Origin of the sequence: Serratia sp. MYb239 (assembly GCF_002966855.1) — a bacterium.
Classification (GTDB): Bacteria; Pseudomonadota; Gammaproteobacteria; order Enterobacterales; family Enterobacteriaceae; genus Serratia_B; species Serratia_B rhizosphaerae.
On the sequence record NZ_CP023268.1, the window covers coordinates 108,430 to 130,351 of the forward strand.

Genomic DNA, 21,922 nt, shown 5'->3' on the forward strand with positions numbered 1-21,922 from the left:
TATTATCGATAACATTATTCTTACAATTATTAAGAAAATACTTAGCGCCTTCCGTAATACTTGCTTGGATTGGTGAGACTCCACAAGATAAATTTTGCGAATAAATGCATAACGGAAAAACACGGAAAAAACGAGTAGGCCAGTCTATGAATGGAGGGAGGCAATGTCAATTATATGCTGATGATAAGTTTTTCTGCGGTTATGATACATTTATTCTTGGCTGTTGTTGTATAACTGTTTGTTTTTTATCTGTTATTTTGTTTTTTTATATTTATGATCGATAAGGGGTATAAACTTTCCCTTGTCAGGGTTGTGCATCATGATATGATTTTTACCCAGCCTGTTGATAGCTAAATTTATTGTGATAATTAAACCTCTCCAAGGAATGAAATATGGTTTCTTTAAGCAAGAATCAGACTGTGTCACTCAGTAAACAATCGTCTGCATTAAGCCGGCTTCAATTCGGACTAGGTTGGGATCCGGTTAAGAAAAAAGGATTGCTGGCAAGCATCTTTGGCAAAAACGATGCGATTGATTTGGATGCCAGCTGTGTTCTTATGGATAGTGCTGGAAATAAAATTGACACTGTCTGGTTCAGCAAGCTTAAATCCAGCTGCGGTTCTGTAATTCACGGCGGAGATAATCTGACCGGTGAAGGGGATGGCGATGATGAAGTGATTGAGGTGAATCTGAGCAAGCTGCCTGCCAAGGTTGAATACCTTGTCTTCACCGTCAACAGCTTCCGCGGACAAACCTTCAATGACGTCGACAACGCTTTTTGCCGCGTCGTCGATCAGTCAGGTACCGAGCTGGCTCGCTACGAACTGACCGAGCAGGGATCGCATACCGGCATTGTGATTGCTTCATTACGTCGTAATAACAATAACTGGGATTTCACCGCCCATGGAAATGCCAGCCGTGGTCGCACGATTGACGATATGCACGATGACATCGTCGCTACCGTGGTGCGCTAATCATGATGTTGACTCCAGGGGGCAACGTCCCCGTTCCTTCGCAGGCGCTTAGTGTCCGGATCACCGCCGGAGGCCCTGTCGACTCCTCCGCCTTCCGTCTGTTTGCTGACGGCAAAGTCAGGGGCGATGCCGACATGGTGTTTTACGGTCAGCCCCGCAACGATGACGGCTCAATCAGCCTGGTCAGTGAAGGCCAGAGCACCCTATTCACCGTGTTGTTAAACCAGCTGCATGCCGATGTACAGAAAGTGGCGTTCACGGTCACTTGTGACGGCCAGCAGACCGTTTCGGCGCTGCGCAATCTCCGTATTGAGGTTGAGCAGGGCGCTTCATACCTTGCCGGCGGGCATGTCGAGCTTGCGGGGCGACAGGAAGCGGCGCTGATACTGGGTGAGTTCTATCGCCGTAATAATGAATGGCAATTTCGCTTTGTAGCGCAAGGGTTTAATGGTGGGCTGAAGCCGCTTGCCGAGCACTATGGCGTGGATATCGCTGATGAGCCGGCTCCGGCGGCCGCTCCCCCCGTGGTCACTACACCGCCAGAAAATAAAATCAGCCTGAGTAAAGTCTCCCTGACGAAAGACAAACCGGCGATCAGCCTTACCAAGCGCGACAATTTTGGTGAGATCCGCATTAACCTGAACTGGCACCGGGGAAGCAGCCGCTCTGGTTTTGCCGGGATGTTTGGCGCTAAAGGCATCGACCTTGATTTGGGAGCGTTCGTCAAGCTCCGGGACGGCTATAAGTCGGTTATTCAGGCATTGGGCAATGCATTTGGCAGCTACCACGGCGAGCCTTACGTGCAGCTACAGGGGGATGACCGTACCGGAGAGGTTTCTGACGGCGAATGGCTGCATATCAACGGCCACGAGTGGAAACACATTCATGAAGTACTGATTTACGCCTTTATCTATGAGGGCGTTCCCAGCTGGGATAAGACCGATGGCGTCGTAACGATTCATGTGCCGGATCAGCCGCCGATCGAAACCCGGCTCACCGAAGGTGAAAACCGTCGCACCCTGTGCGCGATTGCCAGACTGGTTAACGAGAATGGTTCCATCAAGGTTGAGCGCATCAATCAGTATTTTAAAGGTCAACAGGAGATGGACAGGGCGTTTAACTGGGGGTTTCGTTGGACCGCCGGTTCTAAATAACAGCATAGTGAAGGATTACGGTATGGGCTTTATTGGCAAAGTAAAAGGCGCATTCAATACGGGGCGTGAAGAATTGACCCGTCAGGTTGGCCGTTACAAGAACAAAAAATTTATGCAGGGCACGGTTGCCATTTGCGCACGTATTGCTGTGGCGAGTGATGGCGTCAGCGCTGAAGAAAAACAAAAAATGATGGGCTTTCTGCGTTCTTCTGAAGAACTGAAAGTTTTCGACACCAGCGAAGTGATCGAATTTTTCAATAAATTAGTCTCCAGCTTTGATTTCGATATGGAGATCGGCAAAGGGGAAACCATGAAGTATGCCCTTGCACTTAAAGATCAGCCGGAGGCAGCGCAGCTGGCGCTACGTGTAGGTATCGCTGTTGCCAAAAGCGACGGCAATTTTGATCAGGATGAGCAAACGGCCGTACGTGAAATTGCCGTTGCGTTGGGTTTCTCCCCGGCAGAATTTGGCCTCTGATCTTTAAGGGTTCATCATGGATGCAACACATATTGGTTTCCCGGCTGAAACCGTTATCGTTTTTGTCACGTTAGCGGTTGGCGCCATTTTTATTGACTTGTTTATGCATCGCCACGACAAGCCGATCTCACTGAAGAGCGCCGCCCTCTGGTCTGTCTTCTGGGTCGTTGTCGCAATGGCCTTTGCCGGTTTTCTTTATCTTCATCATGGCGCGGAGGTCGCTAGCCTCTTTGTGACAGGCTATGCGCTGGAGAAAGTGCTGTCCGTCGACAACCTGTTTGTCATGATGGCTATTTTTTCCTGGTTTGCCGTGCCGGATCGCTATCGCCACCGGGTTCTTTACTGGGGCATCATCGGTGCCATCGTCTTCCGCGGGATCTTCGTTGCGCTGGGTACCGGCCTGCTGAGCCTGGGGCCGTACGTTGAAATCGTCTTTGCGCTGGTTGTGGCATGGACCGCGGTCATGATGCTCAAAAGCGGAGACGATGATGACGATATCGAGGATTACTCACAGCATCTGGCCTACCGCATGGTAAAACGCTTTTTCCCTATTTGGCCGAAACTGAGAGGCCACGCGTTCCTGTTGACCCAGAAGGAGGTCGATGAGGCATTAAGGGAGCCGGAAAACCATGATGTAACCGTCGGGCGCGGTAGAAAAGCCGCCCTCTATGCGACGCCTCTTATGCTGTGTGTCGCCGTAGTCGAACTCTCTGATGTGATGTTTGCCTTTGATTCGGTGCCGGCAATTATTGCGGTCAGCCGCGAGCCGTTGATCGTCTATAGCGCGATGATGTTCGCCATTCTGGGCCTGCGCACGCTCTACTTCGTGTTGGAAGCGTTGAAGCAATATCTGGTTCATCTGGAGAAAGCGGTGATCGTGCTGCTGTTCTTTATCGCGATAAAACTGGGCCTCAATGCGACGGATCATATTTGGCACCATGGATACAGCATTGCAGCGACTACCAGTCTTTATATTGTTCTGGGTGTTCTGGCGTTGGGCATTCTGGCAAGCGTCTTATTCCCGGCAAAGGATGAACCCGAGGTTAAGGGGAATTAATCTCCAGGCCTCCCGACTAAAACCCATAATTAATAATGAGGTTAACTAATGAGTGTTTCTCTTTCGAAAGGCGGTAACGTTTCTCTGACAAAAACAGCGCCAACCATGAAAAATGTGTTGGTTGGTCTGGGCTGGGATGCCCGCTCTACCGATGGTCAGGACTTTGACCTGGATGCGTCTGCTTTTCTGCTGGCTGCGAATGGCAAAGTGCGTGGCGATGCCGACTTTATCTTCTATAACAACCTGACATCAACCGACGGTTCGATAACCCATACCGGTGATAACCGCACCGGTGAAGGCGACGGCGATGATGAGTCCCTGAAGATCAAATTGGATGTCATTCCTGCGGATGTAGATAAAGTTATTTTTGTGGTCACCATCCACGATGCGCAGGCGCGTCGTCAGAGCTTTGGTCAGGTTTCCGGCGCATTTATCCGCCTGGTCAATGACGATAACCAGACTGAGGTTGCACGTTACGACCTGACGGAAGATGCCTCTACCGAGACCGCGATGCTGTTCGGCGAACTTTATCGTCACAACGGCGAGTGGAAATTCCGCGCCGTTGGGCAAGGGTATACCGGCGGGCTGGCATCTGTCTGTGCTCAATACGGTATCAACGCATCTTGATGGAAGCCCGTACTTAATTATTAGCAGGAGCTAAACATGGCAGTTTCTCTCGTTAAAGGCGGTAACGTATCTCTGACTAAAGAAGCCCCTACCATGAATGTCGCAATGGTCGGTCTTGGTTGGGATGCCCGTGTTACTGATGGTCAAGGATTCGATCTTGATGCGTCTGTATTTATGGTGGGTGAGGACGGTAAGGTTCTGTCGGACTCTCACTTTATTTTCTTCAATAATAAAACCAGCCCGGATGGCGCCGTTGAGCACCAGGGAGACAACCGTACCGGTGAAGGTGACGGCGACGATGAGCAGGTAAAAATCGACCTGATGAAAGTATCTTCAGATGTCAAAAAGCTGGTTTTTTCGGTCACTATTTATGAGGCTGAAAGCCGTAAACAAAACTTCGGCATGGTAAATAACAGCTTTATGCGTGTTTATAACAATGATACCGGTGCCGAGATCGCACGTTTCGATCTGTCCGAAGATGCCTCGACTGAAACTGCAATGATTTTTGGCGAACTGTACCGTCACGGCAGCGAGTGGAAATTTAAAGCGGTCGGTCAGGGGTATGCCGGGGGGTTATCCGCGCTTGCTGCTCAGCATGGCGTGAATATCTGACAACTTGGTTCTGTTAACGCCATGCCGGCGCAGGTTCGGCTAAATACGTTTTTCATAACCCGCAACGGTACCAAACCGTTGCGGGTTTTTTGTGCTATTCACCCGGATAGCTGATGCTGTTGATAAACGCTCAAGGAATGTGTTTATGGGCGACAGGTCGTTTGCTAAAACCCCTGACGGGGTGGAAATGCCGCCAATATGCCTCCTTTGCCGCGGCTAACAGCTCATAATCACCCCGCGAATCGCCCCAGGCTCTCAGGTGAAATTGACTGAGAGAACCATAGGTTGCTTCAAGCCGGTGGATTTTCTGAATACAACGGCAGTTATGGCCGACGATACGGCCGGTGAGTACGCCGTTAATGCTTTCCAACCGTGTACCGATAAGCTTTATTCCCAGCCTGTCGGCAAAAGGCTGGAGGACGAGCATGGGCGATGCCGAGCATAAGGTGACTTCTGCACCGGAGGAGACTTCATAAGCGACGGCCATCAAACCTTTTGGGCGCATAAGGTGTGTCCAATAGCGCTTACAATACTCTTCGGCTTTGAGTGTTAACCATGCTTCATTAACATCGGTGAGGAATAGGGTAATCAATACTTCTTTCAGTTCATCACGGGTGAGTTTTCGCCGCATGCACCTGAGCGTCGGGGTAACGAGTTTTGCCATATTCTTGATAAAGCATCGTTTGCCAAATGCAAAGCGTAAGAAAGGAAGAAAGCTATCATGCCTGGTCAGAGTACCGTCAAAGTCAAAGACAGAAAGGACATGGTTTTTTGTTTTAATGATCTGGGTCATAAATTATTAAGATGAATAAATTAATTAAATGAATAATAAAAATATAAACCTTCCTGAAGGTGATATGTAATTATTTTAAGTAACATAATGGATATTATATATTGAAGTATGAAATATCAATGCTATTTGTGATTTTTAAAGTGATAAAACTTCTGGGGAATATTTTTTTCGACCGACACCTTTAGTCGTTTTTTAATTTGAAGGATTCATTTCTCTGAACGGATTTCGGTTCCACACCCTGCTGCAGTAGGGCAAAGCGTTGGTGTTGAATAAGCTGATATTATTATCAATCGTGCCGCCAGCCGGCGGGTATTGGCGTGTTACCACGGCTAGCAAGCGCCGCGGTTTGATTCTCTTCATACTCTATTGCCGCATACCGCGGCAATAGAGTTCCTTACCATAAAGCCCAAAATAGCGCGTTAAAACCCGGCCAGCACGATTTTGCCGCGCGCTTTGCCGCTTTCGATCAGGGCATGGGCCTTACGCAGGTTGTCTGCGGTGATCGGTCCGTAGTGATCGCCCAGCGTCGAGCGCAGGGTGCCGTCGTCGATCAGGCGGCTGACGTTTTGCAAAATCTCGTGCTGGCGCTGCATATCGGCGGTCTCGAAGATGGCGCGGGTAAACATCAGCTCCCAGTGCAGCGAGATAGCCTTGCGTTTGAGCGGCATCACGTCGAGGGTCTGCGGATCGTCGATAACGCCCATTTTCCCCTGCGGCGCCAGCGCTTCGACAATCTGGCCGAAGTGTTTATCGGTGTGGGTCAGGCTGGCGACATAGCGCACCTGATCGATGCCGATTTTTTTCAGTTCTTCCGTCAGTGGCCGGCTGTGGTCAATGACGTGGTGCGCGCCGAGAGATTTCACCCATTCGGCGGTTTCCGGCCGCGAGGCGGTGCCGATCACCGTCAGGCCGGTCAGCTTGCGCGCCAGCTGGGTCATGATGGAACCGACGCCGCCGCCGGCGCCGACGATCAGCAGCGCCGCGTCTTCGTCCGGTTTTACTTCCAGTCGGTCAAACAGCAGTTCCCAGGCGGTCAGCGAGGTTAACGGCAGCGCCGCCGCGTCAGCGTCGCTCAGCGACTGCGGCTTGCGGCCGGCGATGCGCTCGTCCACCAGACCATACTCGGCATAAGAGCCGGGGCGCACGATGGAGCCGGCGTAAAACACCTCGTCGCCCGGTTTAAACAGGCTGACTTCTGCCCCGACGGCTTCTACTTCACCGACGGCGTCCCAGCCCAAGATGCGCGGCGCATCGGTCGGCGCACCGTTGCGTACCTTGGTATCCACCGGGTTGACGGAGATGGCGCGGATTTTTACCAGCAGATCGCGCGGGCCGGGCTGCGGCTTGGGCAGCTCGGTTTCGTACAGCGACTGCGGGTCGGCGATGGGTAAACCGTTCTGGCTGTAAACAATGGCTTTCATCATGCGGTTCCTTATTAATACGACGAATAATGAATGTATGTTAAACGCCGGCCGGTGGGTGAAACATGCCGGACAGAGAGCAGGACTTTCACTCCTGCTGTGAAAATCATTTACAGTGATAGCGTCAGACTTCAAATAATGGGGATAAATGATGATTCGTCTGGAGGACGTTACGCTGTTTGTCCGCTCCGCCGCGCTGGGCAGTTTTTCCAACGCCGCCAGGGAAGCGGACCTGTTGCCCGGACAGGTGAGTGCGGCGGTGCAGCGGCTGGAACGGGATCTGGATAAGCGGCTGTTTGCCCGTTCCACCCGCAGCCTGCGCCTGACGGCGGAGGGGGAAAAATATCTGCCCTACGCACTGGAGATGTTGGCGATCGTGCAGGCGGGGGCGGAAAGTCTGCACAATACGGATCATGAATTCAGCGGCGAGCTGAAAATCGCCGTGCCTTCCGACACCGGCCGCAATCTGCTGTTGCCGCTGCTCAATGCCTTCTGTCGGCAGCATCCGAAGCTGGCGCTGCGCCTGTCGGTCTCCGATCAGGTAAGCGATGTGTTCCGCGACCCGGTAGACGTGGCGATTCGCTACGGCGTGCTGAACGACAGCAGCTATGTGGCGCTGCCGCTGGCGGACAATAACCGGCGGGTGCTGGCCGCCTCGCCAGACTATCTGGCGCGCCACGGCCGGCCTGAGACGCTGGACGCGCTGGCGGATCACCACTGCATTCTGTTTACCATCAACGGTCACGCCTGGGACCGCTGGCCGTTTTATCCCGAGGAGGGGAGCCGGGAGCTGAAGGTTTACGGGCGGCTGATCAGCGATGATGCCGACGTTGCCCGGCGTTGGGCGGTGGACGGCATGGGCATTGTCTATAAGTCGTGGATCGATCTCTATCCGGATATCGCCGCCGGCAGGCTGGAAGTGTTGCTGACGCAGATCCCGGGCCAGGCGGCGCCGCTTAACTTTATCTGCCCGCACCGGCGCCAGTTTTCGCCGGCGATTCGCGAACTGTACCGGCAGTTGCAACAGGCGCTGAGCGATATCGCCGGGCGACGGTAGCCGCGCCGGTATGAAGGTCTTCCCCGTTGCGAATGGCGCCTGTTTCCCTTACGGCGTCATTTTATAGGTTTTTTCTTATTTATATTACGGATGATAAACCCTAATCTACTACTCCTAAAATATATATAACCGCCCGGTTCTACAGCATTAATCTTACTGCGGCAGGTTATTGAATCGCTGTTTCCATTCAATTTCTGCACAATTAAAAATCAATATATTTCCAATATTAATTGATTATTTAAATAATACCCTAAGTAATAACCTTTTATTTTGTCGTGGATTGATCGTTTTCAGCGATCAATCAGATCACATTGATCTGCACAACCAATTATCTTTGCGCTGTTTACACGGTTAAGATCGGAGCGGATCGCCGCTGTAGGGCTTTGCCGCTATTTTTTTGCTGACGATCCTTCCCGGCGTGCCGGCATCGTTGTTTATTCGGTGTTAATTTTTCTTGTGTATTCGCTCTTTCGACATAGGTGCGAAAGTAAAGCCCGTGGCATTTTTCCTGAGACGACGAATTATGAGCAGTCACCCCCACGCCGTATTTAACTCTCCTCATAAGGCGTTATTGCCCGATAGTCGTCTCCCCAATGTTTTATTACACCGTGAACGGGTGCAGCGCATATTGGTGATTAAACTGCGGCACTTTGGCGACGTATTACTGACGACGCCGTTGCTCAGTACGCTGCGGGCGAATTATCCCAACGCGCTGATTGATGTGCTGGTGTATGACGGTACCGAGGCCATGCTGGCCGGCAACCGCGATGTTTATCTGGCCTATACCGTGGATCGCAGCCTCAAACATCAGGGGCTGAAGGCGCAATACCGTGGCGAGTACGCGCTGTGGAACAGCTTGCGCACCGGGCATTATGATTTGGTCATCAACCTCTCCGATCAGTGGCGTGCGGCGCTGTACTGCCGCTTCCTCAAACCTACTTTCAGCCTTGGGTTCGCCTATCCGAAGCGTAACAACCGGCTGTGGCGGCGTTGTCATTCTCTGTTGGTCGATACCGAGGGGCATGAGCGGCAACATACCGTGCTCAATAACCTCAGCATTTTGGCGCCGCTGGCGCTGCCGACGCAGGTCACGCGCGTGACGCAATCCTGGCGACAGTGCGATATCGATGACGTGGAGCGGCTTGGCCGCCATTACCGGCTCAGGAATTTTGTCCTGATTCAGCCGGCGGCGCGCTGGGCGTTCAAAACCTGGACGGCGGCCGGCTTCAGCGAGGTGATCAATCACCTGACCGCCAGAGGTGAGACGGTGGTGCTCACCGGCGGGCGCTCGGCCGAAGAGGCGGCGATGATCGACGCCATTCTGGCCGGCTGCATCTCACCGCAGCGGGTGATTAACCTGGCGGGGCGGCTGGACTTGCCGGAACTGGCGGTGCTGATTTCCCGCGCCAGGCTGTTTATCGGCGTGGATTCGGTGCCGATGCATATGGCCGCCGCGCTGCAGACGCCGTCCGTAGTGCTGTTCGGCCCCAGCAATCTGGCGCAGTGGGCGCCGTGGCAGGCATCGCACACGCTGCTGTGGGCCGGTGATTACCGGCCGCTGCCGCCGCCGGAAGCAGTGGATACCGCGACGGCAGAACGCTATCTGGCCGCGATCCCGCCCGGCGATGTGATACGGGCGGTCGACCGGCATTTGGCGCCGTCGGATGCGCCCGCTTCTGTGGGTTGATGACGCTGGTGCGTCGTCGTTTCTCTATGGCGCTTGCGCCACGTTTTTCTTCTCTGCGATGAGTATTTCACTATGGTTTCTGTTCCTGCTCTTACTGTCCCGCAGTACCGGCAACGATTATTCGCCTTTACGGCCTTGTTACTTGGCGCATCGCTGCCGGCCTCCAACTTCCTGATGAATGTCGCCCTGGGGCTGGCGGTGGTCTGCCTGTTGTGGCAGCGGGATGGCCGTCAGTGGAGGGCTTTGGCGGTTCATCCGCTGGTATGGCTGCCGGCGCTGATGTTCGCGCTGTTGGCGCTGTCGCTGCTGACGCACAGCCATGCGTATGGGGCGTCGATGGTCGGCAAGTATAAAAAGTTACTGTATGTGCTGCCGCTGGCGCTGTTTTTTCTGGCCGATCGCCGCCTGCCGGCGCAGTTTCTCCGCGGCTTTTTGTGGGCCAACGCGCTGATACTGGCCATCAGCCTGGCCGGCGGCGCCGGGCTGGCGACGCGCTGGGGCATCAGCCCTGACAACCCGACGGTGTTTAAGCTGCAAATTACCCAGAACGTCTTTATGGCGCTGGCCGCGCTGGTCTGGCTGACGCGCGCCTTTGCCTGCCACGGTATGCGCCGCTGGCTGTACGGTGCGCTGGCGTTGCTGGCGGCGGCCAATGTATTGCTGATGGTGCAGGGGCGAACCGGCTATGTGGCGCTGGTGGTCGGCATGGGGATCTGGCTGCTGCTGACGCTGCGCCGCCGGCAGCGGGTGGCCGTTATCGCCTGCGGCATACTGGCCGTCGCGATGCTGATGCTGACCCCCAATCTTGCGATGGAGCGACTGGCGCTGGGCGTTCAGCAAGTGCGGCATTGCGTACTGGCCCCCGCCGAGACGGCTTATCAGGCCTGTGACAACTCGATGGGGCAGCGTACCGCTTTTGCCCGTGAATCATGGCGGCTGATTCAGCAGGCGCCGCTGCTGGGCAACGGCGCCGGCAGTTTCTGGTACGGCAACGCGGAGACCGGCTACAGCGTGCATAATCCGCACAATGAGTATCTGCTGGAAACGGTGCAAAACGGCCTGTTGGGCCTGGCGTTATTTATTGGCTGGATGTGGTGCTGCTATCGTGTGGCCTGGCGACAGCCGGTGCAGCGTCGTAACCTGCTGGTGGCGGTGCTGTGCAGCTATATGGCCTGTCATCTGTTCAACTCGTTCCTGCTGGATTCTTCCGAAGGGCACCTGTTCGTGGTGATTGCGGCATTGCTGGCGGGGTGGGTGGTGATGCCGCGGGAGATGGCGGATGAGTGGTGCTGATTTCGCATGCTTGCAAGATAGCATCCGGCAGGCGGGTATGGCGCTGTAAACATCATCTGGAATGATGGCCTGTTTACGCACCCCGCCGAGATTGTTGTCGCGACATCAAAAAACCACCGGCGGTACAGTTTGCCGGCTCAACGTCGCCGCCCGCTGCAAGGCGTGCCGATCGCCTTGCTCGTTTTCGGTTTTTTCCCCGGAGAAAGTACGCAGCGCCAGCATCTTGCCGACTTTTTCGCCGTCAACGGCAAACAGCTGCTCGGCCTGGGTGCCCATATGCGTTTTGGAGGTGACATAAATCGCAGGCCGGTTGTTAACCGTGACGAAAGCGGCCTTGCCGAGCGCCCTGCCGTAATAGCGCACGGCCGTCATGCCTGAGAACGTCTTGTTGGCTCCGATACGCACCAGATACGGCTGCTCATCAAACCCGGCGTCGACAATCAGATTGACCACGCACAGATCGTTGGCGCAATCGACGATGTGTAATTTGGGTTTTCGCCCTTCCTTGATGACGTTGGTCCAACCGCCTTTTTCCATGCTGTCGCTATAGGCCTGATAAAACGCGGAGCGAAAGGCGTCTTGCCTGTCCGGCGTCAGCGTTATCGGGGCGGCGTTGGCAAGGGCCGGCAGGCAGGCGGCGATGCCGAGCAGCACTCCGGCCAGTTTTCCGAACCATTTATTGCTGTTGGCTGATTGTCGGTAAGGCATGCGGCGTTCCCTCTCATTGAAAAATATCTCGGCGCCACAAAAGTGTAGCAGCGCCAGAGAGGGGATGCTTGACTACGCTCCCGGCCCGATCAACTGCCGCTGGACTGCCGCGCCGGGCATCATCGCCTCCAGTCCCTGGATCAGCGCGTCGCCGGCCTGCTGCAGCGCCTCGAGCGGCATCTCCGGCAGGCTTTCGAGGATAAACCACATCAGCGGGCTTTCCACGCTCAGGCGGGTTCTGACGCCCTGACGCCAGTTCCAGCGCCGGCAGGTGACGCCGGTATCATCACGCCATACCACTTCCCCCGCTTCCGGCGCTTCGTGGGCCGGCTGCCCCTCTTTGATGGTGTCGAACAGCTCTGTGCCGTCGGCGATGACCAGCCGCGGCTGACCGGCGTAGGCGGCCAGGTTCTCGCCGCCGACCGGCACCGCATAGCGCAGGCTGACCGCGTTGTAGAGATCCACCACCGGGTCGATGGCGGGCATCATGCCGTCGCGCTGTACGCGTTTGCGCAGCGCCTGCGCCGAACAGGGGGTGCGTTTGGGTTTGGCGCCGAATGCCTTGAACACGTTATCCCAGGCCGCCAGGTGTGCGTCCGCCCACGTCGGTTCGCCGGCCATCACCGCCTGGCAGGCCTGCTGCAGCGCGGTTTCCCCGACGTCAGGGTGGCGTACCGGCGCGGGTTCCACCAGAATGCTCAGCGCCCGGAAGGCTGGCGCAAGGCGGGTAATCTGCGGATCGATTGACGGGGTGACGCTAGGCATAGAATAATCCTGTAATGACCAATTTATTGCATACTAGCGACCAATGACCAAAAAAGTCAATAAAACGACCGAGGCGGGGGCCGATGTCGTCTCGGTAAGCGCCGCCGTCGCCGGGCGTATCCGGGAGTTTCGCCGTCAGCAGAAGCTGTCGCTCGACGAACTGTCGCGCCGCGCCGGCATCAGCAAAGGCATGCTGGTGGAGGTGGAGAAAGCGCAGGCTAACCCCAGCATCGCCATTTTGTGCAAAATCGCCGCCGCGATGGGGCTGTCCGTCGCCGATATTGTCGATGTCGCCAGTAAACCGCAGGCGCACCTGATCTCACAGCAGGACATTCCCACGCTGTGGCACGGACCGCAGGGCGGCAGCGCCCGGCTGCTGGCCGGCACCAGCGGCCCGGATATGCTGGAGCTTTGGCGCTGGGACATGCAGCCCGGTGAAGATTTTGCCTCAGAGGGGCATCCGGCAGGCACCACGGAACTGCTGCATGTTGAAAGCGGTAGTCTGACCGTGCAGGTCGGCGATGTGTCGCTGACGGTGCCGGCGGGCAGCTCCGCCGTCGCCAAAACCGATGTGCCGCACGCCTACCGCAATCAGGGCGCGGATGTGCTGGTGTTCACCATGACGGTGATGGAACGCCATATTTATCAGTAGCCTGATAACGTGATAGCGGCCGTTGTGGCCGCCGCCGTTGCCGTGATTTACCGCTTGTAAAACATTTGGTGATATGTGAGCCAGCACTTTTATCACGATGAACTATAGTTAACCTTCATCACGGAGGGGGAGCTATGCGCTTTATCGTCATCAGGCATGCAGAATCACAGGGAAGTCGCGAAGGGATCATTCAGGGACAGCATGACAGCCCGGTGACGGCCGATGGCTATCGCCAGATCGCAGCACTGATGGCGGCGCTGAAAGACACCACGCTGACGCAGATTTTCAGTTCTCCTTCCGGCCGGGCAATGACCACCGCGCAGGCGCTGGCGGCGCACTGCAAGTGCGTTGTGCGCAGCGATGAGCGCCTCTATGAACAACATTTCGGCTGTTATCAGGGCCAATCCTACCATCAGGCCATCTCCAGCGACCCAAGCGGTTTCGCCCGTATTTTTGCCGGCGAACCGACGGCGACTGCGCCGCAGGGCGAGTCGGCGCTGCAGGTGGTACAGCGGCTGATGTCTTTTTTCCGCAGTTTCCCCGCCGGCTCCTGCGGCACCGCCGGGGTGGTGACGCACGGCCATGCCATTCAGGCGCTGATCTGGCAGTTACAGGGCGCCAACCCCAAAGAAGAAACCAGCAAGTACGGCCATCTGAGCGGCAGCTATTCGATTGTTGAAGCCGGCAGTCAGGGGCTGACGCTGCAGCACTGGGGCATCGCCAGCCATTTACGCGCGTTGCGCCGCTCGCCGATCTGAGCAACGCTCAGACAAACCCCAATAAACGGAAAGCATCATCCTGCGGGTGATAATCCAGCAGGCGGGAGGTTTCCTCCAGCGACAGCCGTTTGTAGCGGTTGTCGGAGATGCCGTGCACTACCGCATAATGCACACCATCGACGCGAATACAGCGGTCCAGCAGGTCGGCAGCGTCGCGGTGGCTGAGGAAGGCGCTCATATCGCGGGCGCTGACCTGCTGGCCCGGCTCCAGCGTGCAGAAGTTGGCGAGACGCACCGACAGCGCGGATAATCCCTCCTGATAGGCAAAATAGGCGGCGATGCCTTCGCCGAACGCCTTGCTGGCACCGTACAGGTTTTTCGGTCGCGGCGCGTCGTCCGGCCGCACCTGATAATCCAGCGGATAGCCTTCCACCGCCTGCGCGCTGCTGGCGAACACCACGCGCCGGCAGCCGGCGTCTTTGGCGGCGCGGAAGATATTAAAGGTGCCGAGGATATTGTTGTCTTTGAGCGAGCCGCAAAAATCGGCGTCGGGCGAGGGGTCGGCGGCCAGGTGCAGCACGGTGTCGATGCCGTCGCAGGCGCGGCGGCAGGCCTGCAGATCGCGGATGTCGCAGGCGATGATTTCATCATGCGCGCCGATATCGGTCAGGAGGGCGGTATCGCGCTCCGCCAGCCGCAGCGCATGGCGTCCGGCGATAGCCCGTCGATAGACGGTGGCCACCCGGCCTCCGGCGCCGGTAATCAGGATACGTCCTATCTCATTACGCAACGTCATGGCTTTTAATCCCTAAAGCAAATTACGCTGGTCCAGTAATAATCCCATGAAGTATTTTTGTCCAGAATAATATTAATAATTCTGATGGTTATTGTTGGTAAGACCGCTGAAGGGATAGGTAACGCGCTGATGTAAAATATTTTACATACAGACGGCTGAAAATAACGCTATTTTACGTCAGGGTATGGATATAAATACCGAGTTTTCACCCGGTTATTTCTCCGCCACCGCCGGCAGCGCACGCCTGGTGGCAGATTATTTAGTTAGTTAATCTTATCTATTGGCGGGTGTTGTCCGGCGTTCAGGCGGATGCGCGTTCACTGTCGCGGTAGCGCTGACGCGCATGCTCAAACCAACTGGCGGGTACGCTGTGCGGAGGCAGCAGCAGCGCCGCCAGCCCCTGTTCGACGATATGGTGGGCCTGCTGCCAGAGTTGGCGATCCCCTTCGGTCAGGACTTCCAGCAGGCGCTGTTTTTCAATCAGATAGGTGCGGGCGAAGTGGCTGTCGTAGGTCAGCAGCGAGCGGGTGTTGTCGATCAAATCCGCCAGCTTGATGGTTTTTGCCTGCGGTGAGGCCTGCGCGCTGTGGCGTCGGTCGTCATTCTTACGCTGGTAACGGTTGCCGCTGCCGGGCGTGCTGACGTTGGTCAGCATGCCGACCAGTTCCGCCACCTGCGGGCCAAAGCGGCTTTCCAGGTCGGCCAGCGTGGTTGGCGTGTCTTCCACCGTGTCGTGCAGCCAGGCCGCCGCCAGCATTTCGTCGGTATGGGGAACGCTGCGGACCAGCTCCATCACCGCCTGCGGATGCACAATATAGGGATCATTGGTGTATTTACGGCGTTGATCGATGGCCGCATGCGCCTTGGTGGCATAGCGGCGCGCACGTTCTACCAGCGTTGCGCTCATGGCTGTTCCCTCCCGTCCTGTGGCACGCAAATGCGTTCCTGTAAATAAAAAAATAGCACAATCGTCGGGTGTTAGCTTGCTATTTTATCGTGTGCTATATATGTTTAAACAATGAAAGATAACAATACATTCAACGAAAAAAACGCGCTGCAGCTCGATCAACAGATGTGTTTCGCGCTCTACTCGGCCAACCTGGCGCTGCATAAGGTGTATCGCAAACTGCTCAGCCAGCTGGAGCTGACCTATCCGCAATATCTGGTGATGCTGGTGCTGTGGGAGCGGGATGAGATCACCGTATCCGATATTGGCGAGCGGCTGTTTCTGGACTCCGCCACGCTGACGCCGCTGCTGAAACGTCTGGAGGCCGCCGGGCTGTTGGTGCGCTATCGTGCCGCCGCCGACGAGCGGCAGGTGATTATTGCGCTGACCGACGCCGGCCGTGCGCTGCGCGCCAAGGCGCAGTCGGTGCCGGAAGCGGTGATGTGTGCTTCTGCCTGTAGCCTGGAGGACGTACAGAGCCTGAAGCAGCAGCTGGAAACGCTGCGCGGCAACCTGCTCGGACAGGTGTAACGCCGGGTGGCGGGCAGCACGCACGATCGTCGATCGTGCGCTAAACTGAAAATGAGTCTGTTAAGTATATAGTGTGCGATTTAATCGCGAGCTCATCTGGCGCCGCGGCATCTATGACGGGCGACGCCTGTTGGCCCACTCGAAAAAAGGAAGCAAAGATGTCTATTGAAAAAGTTGTGTACCGCGCTCATGCAAAAGCCACCGGCGGCCGTGATGGTCGTGCTACCTCATCTGACGGCGTACTGGACGTGAAACTGGGCGTGCCGAAAGAGATGGGCGGCGCCGGCGGCGAGGTCACCAACCCGGAACAGCTGTTTGCCGCAGGGTATTCCGCCTGTTTTCTCGGCGCGCTGAAGTTCGTCGCGGCGAAGGAAAAGGTCAAAATTCCTGCCGATGCCGCCATTGAGGGCACGGTGGGCATCGGAGAAATCCCGAACGGTTTCGGCATTGAAGTGCAGTTGGATATCAGTCTGCCGGGGGTTGAGCGCAGCGTGGCGGAAGATCTGGTGCAGAAAGCGCACGTGGTTTGCCCATATTCCAATGCCACCCGTGGCAATATTGATGTTATATTAAACGTGAAATAACGCGTTCGAGCGCTGATCAATGGAGGGGAAACCCTCCATTTTTTGTTTTTTCTCCTGCCTCGCCCCGCGTCCTGAAGCGGCAACACGCCCATTGCTTAAGAATCATCCTGATTCTCGACTAAAAAATAGGGCTTATTGTCGATCGGCTGAACCTGCCGACGCATTGAGTGTCTGAATGGTTTCAGAACAGTTTAAAAGTCCCCCGGAGTTACCGCGTTGCATGAACAAAGTTAAATCGCTATCACAGCAGAATTTATCGTTATTGTTAGCGATCTATATCGGCATCTTTTTAAACCTTTCCGTTTTTTATCGTCGTTTTGATTCATTTGCGCACGGCATTCAGGGGATTAAGGTTGTTTCCGCAATAACGGAAGTTGTTGCTATCGTTCTGTTCACCTTCTTTATCATGCGTCTGATATCGCTGGGCGGCCGGTTGTTTTACCGCATCGTCGCCTCGCTGCTGGTATTGATCTCGGTGGCGGCCAGCTATTACATGACCTTCTTCAACGTGGTGATCGGCTACGGCATTATCGTGTCGGTGATGACCACGGATATCGATCTGTCGAGAGAAGTGGTCGGCATGCACTTTGTGGTGTGGATGCTGGTGGTCAGTGCGCTGCCGCTGCTGCTGATCTGGCGCAACGACCTGCGTGATACGCTGATTGAACAGCTGAAAACGCCGGGCCGGCGGCTGAAGCCGCTGCTGGTGCTGCTGGCGGTGGTTGCGCTGGTGTGGCTGCCGCTGCGCACGCTGGATAAAGAGCAGACCGCGCAGGAGAAAATCACCAATATCGACCTGCCGAGCTATGGCGGCGTGGTGGCGCACTCTTACCTGCCGTCCAACTGGCTGTCGGCGCTGGGGCTGTTTGCCTATACCCGCTACGATGAAAGCCAGGACGCCGCCAATATGTTCGACCCGGCGCAGCACTTTACCTACGTGGCGCCGGACGGCCTCGATGATACCTATGTGGTGTTTATCATCGGCGAAACCACCCGCTGGGACCATATGGGCATGCTGGGCTATGAGCGTGACACCACGCCGAAGCTGTCGAAAGAGAAAAACCTGGTGGCGTTCCGCGGCGAGTCCTGCGATACCTCGACCAAGCTGTCGCTGCGCTGCATGTTTGTGCGCGAAGGCGGCACCTCGGACAACCCGCAGCGCACGCTGAAAGAGCAGAATATTTTTGCGGTGCTGAAAGAACTGGGCTTTACCTCCGAGCTGTTCGCCATGCAGAGCGAGGTATGGTTCTACAACAACACCGACGTGAATAACTACTCCTTCCGCGAGATGATCGCCTCCGAGAAGCGCAATGACGGTAAATCGGTCGACGATATGCTGCTGGTGGATGAGATGAAAGAGTCGCTGGCGCGCTATCCGAAGGGCAAGCACCTGGTGGTGCTGCATACCAAAGGCTCGCACTACCTGTACTCGCAGCGCTATCCGCGCAGCTATGCGCGCTATCAGCCGGAGTGCATGGGGGTGGATGATTTCTGTTCCAAAGATCAACTGATCAACGCCTATGACAACACCGTGCTGTATACCGACAGCTTTATCGATAAGGTGATTGACCAGGTGCGCGATAAGAAAGCCATCGTGTTCTACGCTGCCGATCATGGCGAATCGATCGGCGAGAACTCGCACCTGCACGGCACGCCGCGTGAGATGGCGCCGCCGGAGCAGTTCCGCGTGCCGATGATCGTCTGGGCCTCGGACAAATATCTGGCGGACGACCATAACCGCAGCGCGTTTGAGCGTCTGCAGGCGCAGCAGCGGGTGGGCAAATCCCACCGTCACGTCGAGCTGTTTGACACCATTCTCGGCTGCCTGGGCTATACCTCGCCGGACGGCGGTATCGTCGCCAAGAATAACTGGTGCAACAACCCTAATGCGGCACCGGTATCGGCCAAGGCGACGCCTGCTCCATCGGCGCCGGCTGCCGGCGCGGTCGCCAAGCCGTAACCTGACCGACCGGGCGCCGTCGCTGCTTTTTTGGCAGATTCGGCGCTTTTATCGCCGTTTGCAACGGCGGGGCGAAAAAGTGATTGACGCCCCTGTGCGCCAGCAGTAAGATGCGCCCCGCATCGGCGAGTAGCGCAGCTTGGTAGCGCAACTGGTTTGGGACCAGTGGGTCGGAGGTTCGAATCCTCTCTCGCCGACCACCATTCGAAAAACCTGCTTTTTAAAGCAGGTTTTTTTTCGTCTGTAGCGGATAGAGGATGAAGAACCTCCGAAGGAGGTTTGAGCCGAGCGCAGCGAGACCACGTTGCGCAGCAACGCCCGAAGGGGGCGCATCTTTGATGCGCATAATCCTCTCTCGCCGACCACCATTCGAAAAACCTGCTTTTTAAAGCAGGTTTTTTTTCGTCTGTAGCGGATAGAGGATGAGACAAAACTGTCGGGAACAGTTTTGAACAACGCGTTAGCGTTGGCCCGTAAGGGTGAGCGCAGGATGCGCGAAATAGCCTCCGAAGGAGGTTTGAGCCGAGCGCAGCGAGACCACGTTGCGCAGCAACGCCCGAAGGGGGCGCATCTTTGATGCGCATAATCCTCTCTCGCCGACCACCATTCGAAAAACCTGCTTTTTAAAGCAGGTTTTTTTTCGTCTGTCGATCGGCCATACCGTGGCCGTGAGGATGGAGATACGCCGCCACAGGCTCCCCCCACTTTTTTCCCTGCGCGCAGATAGTTGCCGAGCGGCGCGAAAAAAGCGCGCATCGGACTCACTCTTTCGGGGTATTCGTCAGCATTTCGTTCTGCTTTTGCAGCCAATCGTAAAAATAACCGTTCAGATTTTCAGCATTTAACAACAAACTTTTTTAGTTTTTTCTCGGAGTTTAACGCTGGTTAATTTTTGTTACTCAGGGAATCACACTGAAAAATTGTCACATAGCATAAGTTTAATGCTGTATATGTTAACAAATGGTTTTTTTTATGTTTGTTTGCTGTTTCTCACAGTCTGCGTAAAACCCCACTGGTTATATTGACGCCACCCTCAACAGTTGGCAACTTGATAGCCTTAGGGGTTAGAGCGAGAGCTGTTTGAGTGGCGACCACCCGCTTAAACGCCTATTTCCGGATGCGTTCCATCCGGCTCATTTCTGACCCTGGCCGCCGCACAGACCGCGCAATAAAAAAATACAGGTCTGGCGGACATTAACCCCCACGATTTCATGCTGCAGGAAAGCGGCACCCCAGAACGGCGCACTGCCTTGGCAGTGGGCCGGGTAAGGGCCGCCGCCGCACCGGCCAGCGGAAACGTGACGGGTATACACACATCACATCACAAATGGAGCACTAACGATGACGAGTTCCTTGACCAAATCGGGGATGCTGAAATTCGGTATAGGACTGGTGGCGCTGACCGTCGCCGCCAGCGTACAGGCGAAAACGCTGGTTTACTGTTCTGAAGGTTCGCCGGAAGGTTTTAACCCGCAGCTGTTCACCTCCGGCACCACCTATGACGCCAGCTCGGTGCCAATCTATAACCGTCTGGTGGAGTTCAAGCTCGGCACCACCGAAATCGAGCCGAGCCTGGCCGAAAAATGGGACGTCAGTGAAGACGGCAAAACCTACACCTTCCACCTGCGTAAAGGCGTGAAGTGGCAAAGCAGCAAAATCTTTAAGCCGACGCGCGATTTCAACGCCGACGACGTGGTCTACTCCTTCGAACGCCAGCAGGATCCCAAACACCCGTACCACAAGGTCTCCGGCGGCAGCTATGAGTACTTCCAGGGCATGGGCATGCAGGATTTGATCGCCAAGGTGGAGAAGGTGGACGATCACACCGTGCGCTTTGTGCTGACCCGCCCGGAAGCGCCGTTCCTGGCCGATTTGGGCATGGATTTCGCCTCGATTCTGTCGGCGGAATATGCGGACAACATGATGAAAGCCGGCACGCCGGAAAAAGTGGACCTCAACCCGGTCGGCACCGGTCCGTTCCAGTTGCTGCAGTACCAGAAAGACTCGCGCATCCTGTATAAAGCGTTTGACGGCTACTGGGGCACCAAGCCGAAGATCGACCGTCTGGTGTTCTCCATCACCCCGGATGCCTCCGTGCGTTACGCCAAGCTGCAGAAAAACGAATGTCAGGTGATGCCGTATCCGAACCCGGCCGACCTGGCGCGTATGAAGCAGGACAAAACGATCAACCTGATGGAACAGCCGGGGCTGAACGTCGGCTATGTGTCGTTTAACGTCGAGAAAAAGCCGCTGGATAATGTGAAGGTACGTCAGGCGCTGACCATGGCAGTCAACAAGCAGGCCATTATCGATGCGGTCTATCAGGGCGCCGGTCAGGCGGCGAAAAACCTGATCCCGCCGACCATGTGGGGCTACAACGACGCGGTGAAGGATTACGCCTACGACCCTGAAAAAGCGAAGGCGCTGTTGAAAGAAGCCGGCATGGCGGAAGGCTTCACCATCGACCTGTGGGCGATGCCGGTACAGCGTCCGTACAACCCGAACGCCCGCCGTATGGCGGAGATGATTCAGTCCGACTGGGCGAAGATCGGCGTCAAGGCCAAAATCGTTTCCTATGAGTGGGGTGAATACCTCAAGCGCGCCAAAGACGGCGAGCACCAGACGGTGATGATGGGCTGGACCGGCGACAACGGGGATCCGGATAACTTCTTCGCCACGCTGTTCAGCTGCGCGGCGGCGAAGGACGGTTCCAACTATTCACGCTGGTGCGACAAGTCGTTCGAAGCGCTGATTCAGCCGGCGCGCGCCGCCTCTGACCATAACAAGCGCATCGAACTCTACAAGCAGGCGCAGGTGGTGATGCATGACCAGGCGCCGGCGCTGATCATCGCCCACTCCACCGTTTACGAGCCTGTGCGTAAAGAAGTCAAAGGCTACGTGGTGGATCCGCTGGGTAAACATCACTTCGAGAACGTATCCCTGGATTAATGCGTAACCGGGCCGGGTTTACCCGGCCCTGACAAGCCGGGGATGGCGCATCAGCCGCAGGCACAACGCGTTGCGCCTGCGGCTGCCCGTCCCCGCCAGGATCTTTTCAGAAGATGTGAGCTTAATAAGCCCGGCGGACGATGAGCTGTCGGGCGCCTA

Annotated in this window: 21 protein-coding genes, 1 tRNA gene and 2 other RNA genes; 18 read left to right on the top strand and 6 right to left on the bottom strand. The window is 55.9% G+C overall.

Translation table 11 applies throughout. The features are described from left to right. Nucleotides 1-392: 392 nt before the first annotated feature. From CLM71_RS00490 to CLM71_RS00515, 6 genes are read left to right on the top strand one after another with little or no spacing between them, the layout of a single operon-like run. Nucleotides 393-974: a TerD family protein gene (locus CLM71_RS00490; protein ID WP_105229282.1), complete on the top strand. Its 582-nt coding sequence runs from the start codon at nucleotides 393-395 to the stop codon at nucleotides 972-974. Nucleotides 975-976: 2 nt separating this feature from the next. Then, complete coding sequence (locus tag CLM71_RS00495) at nucleotides 977-2,128, top strand: TerD family protein (protein ID WP_105229283.1); 1,152 nt, start codon at nucleotides 977-979, stop codon at nucleotides 2,126-2,128. A gap of 22 nt (nucleotides 2,129-2,150) precedes the next feature. After that, on the top strand, nucleotides 2,151-2,606 hold the full coding sequence (locus CLM71_RS00500; RefSeq protein ID WP_105229284.1) for a tellurite resistance TerB family protein: 456 nt from the start codon (nucleotides 2,151-2,153) through the stop codon (nucleotides 2,604-2,606). Between the two features lie 16 nt (nucleotides 2,607-2,622). Beyond that, a complete protein-coding gene (locus CLM71_RS00505) occupies nucleotides 2,623-3,663 on the top strand; it encodes a TerC/Alx family metal homeostasis membrane protein (RefSeq protein ID WP_105229285.1) in 1,041 nt (346 codons plus the stop codon). Nucleotides 3,664-3,711: 48 nt separating this feature from the next. Beyond that, a complete protein-coding gene (gene terD / locus CLM71_RS00510) occupies nucleotides 3,712-4,290 on the top strand; it encodes a tellurium resistance membrane protein TerD (RefSeq protein WP_105229286.1) in 579 nt (192 codons plus the stop codon). Between the two features lie 36 nt (nucleotides 4,291-4,326). Next, nucleotides 4,327-4,902, top strand: a complete 576-nt coding sequence (locus tag CLM71_RS00515; RefSeq protein ID WP_105229287.1) for a TerD family protein — start codon at nucleotides 4,327-4,329, stop codon at nucleotides 4,900-4,902. Nucleotides 4,903-5,032: 130 nt separating this feature from the next. Here the strand turns inward: CLM71_RS00515 and CLM71_RS00520 are convergent, their stop codons facing one another. Continuing rightward, nucleotides 5,033-5,695 (bottom strand): HAD-IB family hydrolase, encoded by a 663-nt coding sequence (locus CLM71_RS00520; protein WP_105229288.1) that lies wholly within the window; start codon nucleotides 5,693-5,695, stop codon nucleotides 5,033-5,035. A 419-nt stretch (nucleotides 5,696-6,114) separates the two neighbouring features. After that, nucleotides 6,115-7,116 (bottom strand): zinc-binding alcohol dehydrogenase family protein, encoded by a 1,002-nt coding sequence (locus CLM71_RS00525; protein WP_105229289.1) that lies wholly within the window; start codon nucleotides 7,114-7,116, stop codon nucleotides 6,115-6,117. A gap of 151 nt (nucleotides 7,117-7,267) precedes the next feature. Here CLM71_RS00525 and CLM71_RS00530 point away from each other — a divergent pair, with 151 nt between their 5' ends. The 3 genes from CLM71_RS00530 to CLM71_RS00540 all read left to right on the top strand — a co-directional run bounded on the left by CLM71_RS00530 (nucleotide 7,268) and on the right by CLM71_RS00540 (nucleotide 11,153). After that, the gene (locus CLM71_RS00530; protein ID WP_105233178.1) at nucleotides 7,268-8,173 is read left to right on the top strand and encodes a LysR family transcriptional regulator; all 906 of its coding nucleotides are present in this window, start codon (nucleotides 7,268-7,270) and stop codon (nucleotides 8,171-8,173) included. Between the two features lie 523 nt (nucleotides 8,174-8,696). Next, nucleotides 8,697-9,860, top strand: a complete 1,164-nt coding sequence (gene rfaQ, locus CLM71_RS00535; RefSeq protein WP_105229290.1) for a putative lipopolysaccharide heptosyltransferase III — start codon at nucleotides 8,697-8,699, stop codon at nucleotides 9,858-9,860. A gap of 72 nt (nucleotides 9,861-9,932) precedes the next feature. Further along, the gene (locus CLM71_RS00540; RefSeq protein ID WP_105229291.1) at nucleotides 9,933-11,153 is read left to right on the top strand and encodes an O-antigen ligase; all 1,221 of its coding nucleotides are present in this window, start codon (nucleotides 9,933-9,935) and stop codon (nucleotides 11,151-11,153) included. Between the two features lie 105 nt (nucleotides 11,154-11,258). Here CLM71_RS00540 and CLM71_RS00545 read toward each other — a convergent pair whose 3' ends face one another. Beyond that, complete coding sequence (locus CLM71_RS00545) at nucleotides 11,259-11,861, bottom strand: hypothetical protein (RefSeq protein WP_105229292.1); 603 nt, start codon at nucleotides 11,859-11,861, stop codon at nucleotides 11,259-11,261. Between the two features lie 72 nt (nucleotides 11,862-11,933). After that, nucleotides 11,934-12,626 carry a B3/4 domain-containing protein gene (locus CLM71_RS00550; RefSeq protein ID WP_105229293.1) on the bottom strand — a complete coding sequence of 231 codons (693 nt, stop codon included), beginning with the start codon at nucleotides 12,624-12,626 and terminating at the stop codon, nucleotides 11,934-11,936. A 43-nt stretch (nucleotides 12,627-12,669) separates the two neighbouring features. Here CLM71_RS00550 and CLM71_RS00555 point away from each other — a divergent pair, with 43 nt between their 5' ends. Beyond that, entirely contained in the window at nucleotides 12,670-13,278 is a 609-nt protein-coding gene (locus CLM71_RS00555; protein WP_105229294.1) for a helix-turn-helix domain-containing protein, read from the top strand. A 134-nt stretch (nucleotides 13,279-13,412) separates the two neighbouring features. Next, nucleotides 13,413-14,036, top strand: a complete 624-nt coding sequence (locus CLM71_RS00560; protein WP_105229295.1) for a histidine phosphatase family protein — start codon at nucleotides 13,413-13,415, stop codon at nucleotides 14,034-14,036. Between the two features lie 7 nt (nucleotides 14,037-14,043). Here CLM71_RS00560 and CLM71_RS00565 read toward each other — a convergent pair whose 3' ends face one another. Further along, nucleotides 14,044-14,793, bottom strand: coding sequence for an NAD(P)-dependent oxidoreductase (locus CLM71_RS00565; protein WP_105229296.1), 750 nt, complete (start codon nucleotides 14,791-14,793; stop codon nucleotides 14,044-14,046). 301 nt (nucleotides 14,794-15,094) lie between these two features. Further along, nucleotides 15,095-15,700 (bottom strand): HD domain-containing protein, encoded by a 606-nt coding sequence (locus CLM71_RS00570; protein ID WP_105229297.1) that lies wholly within the window; start codon nucleotides 15,698-15,700, stop codon nucleotides 15,095-15,097. Between the two features lie 111 nt (nucleotides 15,701-15,811). Between CLM71_RS00570 and CLM71_RS00575 the strand changes: the two genes are divergently transcribed. The 7 genes from CLM71_RS00575 to dppA all read left to right on the top strand — a co-directional run bounded on the left by CLM71_RS00575 (nucleotide 15,812) and on the right by dppA (nucleotide 21,763). Then, entirely contained in the window at nucleotides 15,812-16,270 is a 459-nt protein-coding gene (locus CLM71_RS00575) for a MarR family winged helix-turn-helix transcriptional regulator (RefSeq protein ID WP_105229298.1), read from the top strand. 158 nt (nucleotides 16,271-16,428) lie between these two features. Beyond that, entirely contained in the window at nucleotides 16,429-16,854 is a 426-nt protein-coding gene (locus tag CLM71_RS00580) for an organic hydroperoxide resistance protein (protein WP_105229299.1), read from the top strand. Between the two features lie 220 nt (nucleotides 16,855-17,074). Continuing rightward, on the top strand, nucleotides 17,075-18,814 hold the full coding sequence (gene eptB, locus CLM71_RS00585) for a kdo(2)-lipid A phosphoethanolamine 7''-transferase (protein ID WP_105229300.1): 1,740 nt from the start codon (nucleotides 17,075-17,077) through the stop codon (nucleotides 18,812-18,814). 123 nt (nucleotides 18,815-18,937) lie between these two features. After that, nucleotides 18,938-19,014 (top strand) — tRNA-Pro (locus CLM71_RS00590). A 36-nt stretch (nucleotides 19,015-19,050) separates the two neighbouring features. Further along, nucleotides 19,051-19,179, top strand: a non-coding RNA gene (locus CLM71_RS00595) — RtT sRNA. A 113-nt stretch (nucleotides 19,180-19,292) separates the two neighbouring features. Continuing rightward, a non-coding RNA gene (locus CLM71_RS00600) (RtT sRNA) lies at nucleotides 19,293-19,420 on the top strand. A gap of 735 nt (nucleotides 19,421-20,155) precedes the next feature. Next, a complete protein-coding gene (dppA, locus tag CLM71_RS00605) occupies nucleotides 20,156-21,763 on the top strand; it encodes a dipeptide ABC transporter periplasmic-binding protein DppA (RefSeq protein ID WP_105229301.1) in 1,608 nt (535 codons plus the stop codon). Nucleotides 21,764-21,922 lie beyond the last annotated feature (159 nt).

Bases quoted from the DNA above. Each gene is read 5' to 3' on its own strand.
- CLM71_RS00490 (WP_105229282.1), top strand. From the start codon at position 393: ATGGTTTCTTTAAGCAAGAATCAGACTGTGTCACTCAGTAAACAATCG.
- CLM71_RS00495 (WP_105229283.1), top strand. From the start codon at position 977: ATGATGTTGACTCCAGGGGGCAACGTCCCCGTTCCTTCGCAGGCGCTT.
- CLM71_RS00500 (WP_105229284.1), top strand. From the start codon at position 2,151: ATGGGCTTTATTGGCAAAGTAAAAGGCGCATTCAATACGGGGCGTGAA.
- CLM71_RS00505 (WP_105229285.1), top strand. From the start codon at position 2,623: ATGGATGCAACACATATTGGTTTCCCGGCTGAAACCGTTATCGTTTTT.
- terD (WP_105229286.1), top strand. From the start codon at position 3,712: ATGAGTGTTTCTCTTTCGAAAGGCGGTAACGTTTCTCTGACAAAAACA.
- CLM71_RS00515 (WP_105229287.1), top strand. From the start codon at position 4,327: ATGGCAGTTTCTCTCGTTAAAGGCGGTAACGTATCTCTGACTAAAGAA.
- CLM71_RS00520 (WP_105229288.1), bottom strand. From the start codon at position 5,695: ATGACCCAGATCATTAAAACAAAAAACCATGTCCTTTCTGTCTTTGAC.
- CLM71_RS00525 (WP_105229289.1), bottom strand. From the start codon at position 7,116: ATGAAAGCCATTGTTTACAGCCAGAACGGTTTACCCATCGCCGACCCG.
- CLM71_RS00530 (WP_105233178.1), top strand. From the start codon at position 7,268: ATGATTCGTCTGGAGGACGTTACGCTGTTTGTCCGCTCCGCCGCGCTG.
- rfaQ (WP_105229290.1), top strand. From the start codon at position 8,697: ATGAGCAGTCACCCCCACGCCGTATTTAACTCTCCTCATAAGGCGTTA.
- CLM71_RS00540 (WP_105229291.1), top strand. From the start codon at position 9,933: ATGGTTTCTGTTCCTGCTCTTACTGTCCCGCAGTACCGGCAACGATTA.
- CLM71_RS00545 (WP_105229292.1), bottom strand. From the start codon at position 11,861: ATGCCTTACCGACAATCAGCCAACAGCAATAAATGGTTCGGAAAACTG.
- CLM71_RS00550 (WP_105229293.1), bottom strand. From the start codon at position 12,626: ATGCCTAGCGTCACCCCGTCAATCGATCCGCAGATTACCCGCCTTGCG.
- CLM71_RS00555 (WP_105229294.1), top strand. From the start codon at position 12,670: ATGACCAAAAAAGTCAATAAAACGACCGAGGCGGGGGCCGATGTCGTC.
- CLM71_RS00560 (WP_105229295.1), top strand. From the start codon at position 13,413: ATGCGCTTTATCGTCATCAGGCATGCAGAATCACAGGGAAGTCGCGAA.
- CLM71_RS00565 (WP_105229296.1), bottom strand. From the start codon at position 14,793: ATGACGTTGCGTAATGAGATAGGACGTATCCTGATTACCGGCGCCGGA.
- CLM71_RS00570 (WP_105229297.1), bottom strand. From the start codon at position 15,700: ATGAGCGCAACGCTGGTAGAACGTGCGCGCCGCTATGCCACCAAGGCG.
- CLM71_RS00575 (WP_105229298.1), top strand. From the start codon at position 15,812: ATGAAAGATAACAATACATTCAACGAAAAAAACGCGCTGCAGCTCGAT.
- CLM71_RS00580 (WP_105229299.1), top strand. From the start codon at position 16,429: ATGTCTATTGAAAAAGTTGTGTACCGCGCTCATGCAAAAGCCACCGGC.
- eptB (WP_105229300.1), top strand. From the start codon at position 17,075: ATGAACAAAGTTAAATCGCTATCACAGCAGAATTTATCGTTATTGTTA.
- dppA (WP_105229301.1), top strand. From the start codon at position 20,156: ATGACGAGTTCCTTGACCAAATCGGGGATGCTGAAATTCGGTATAGGA.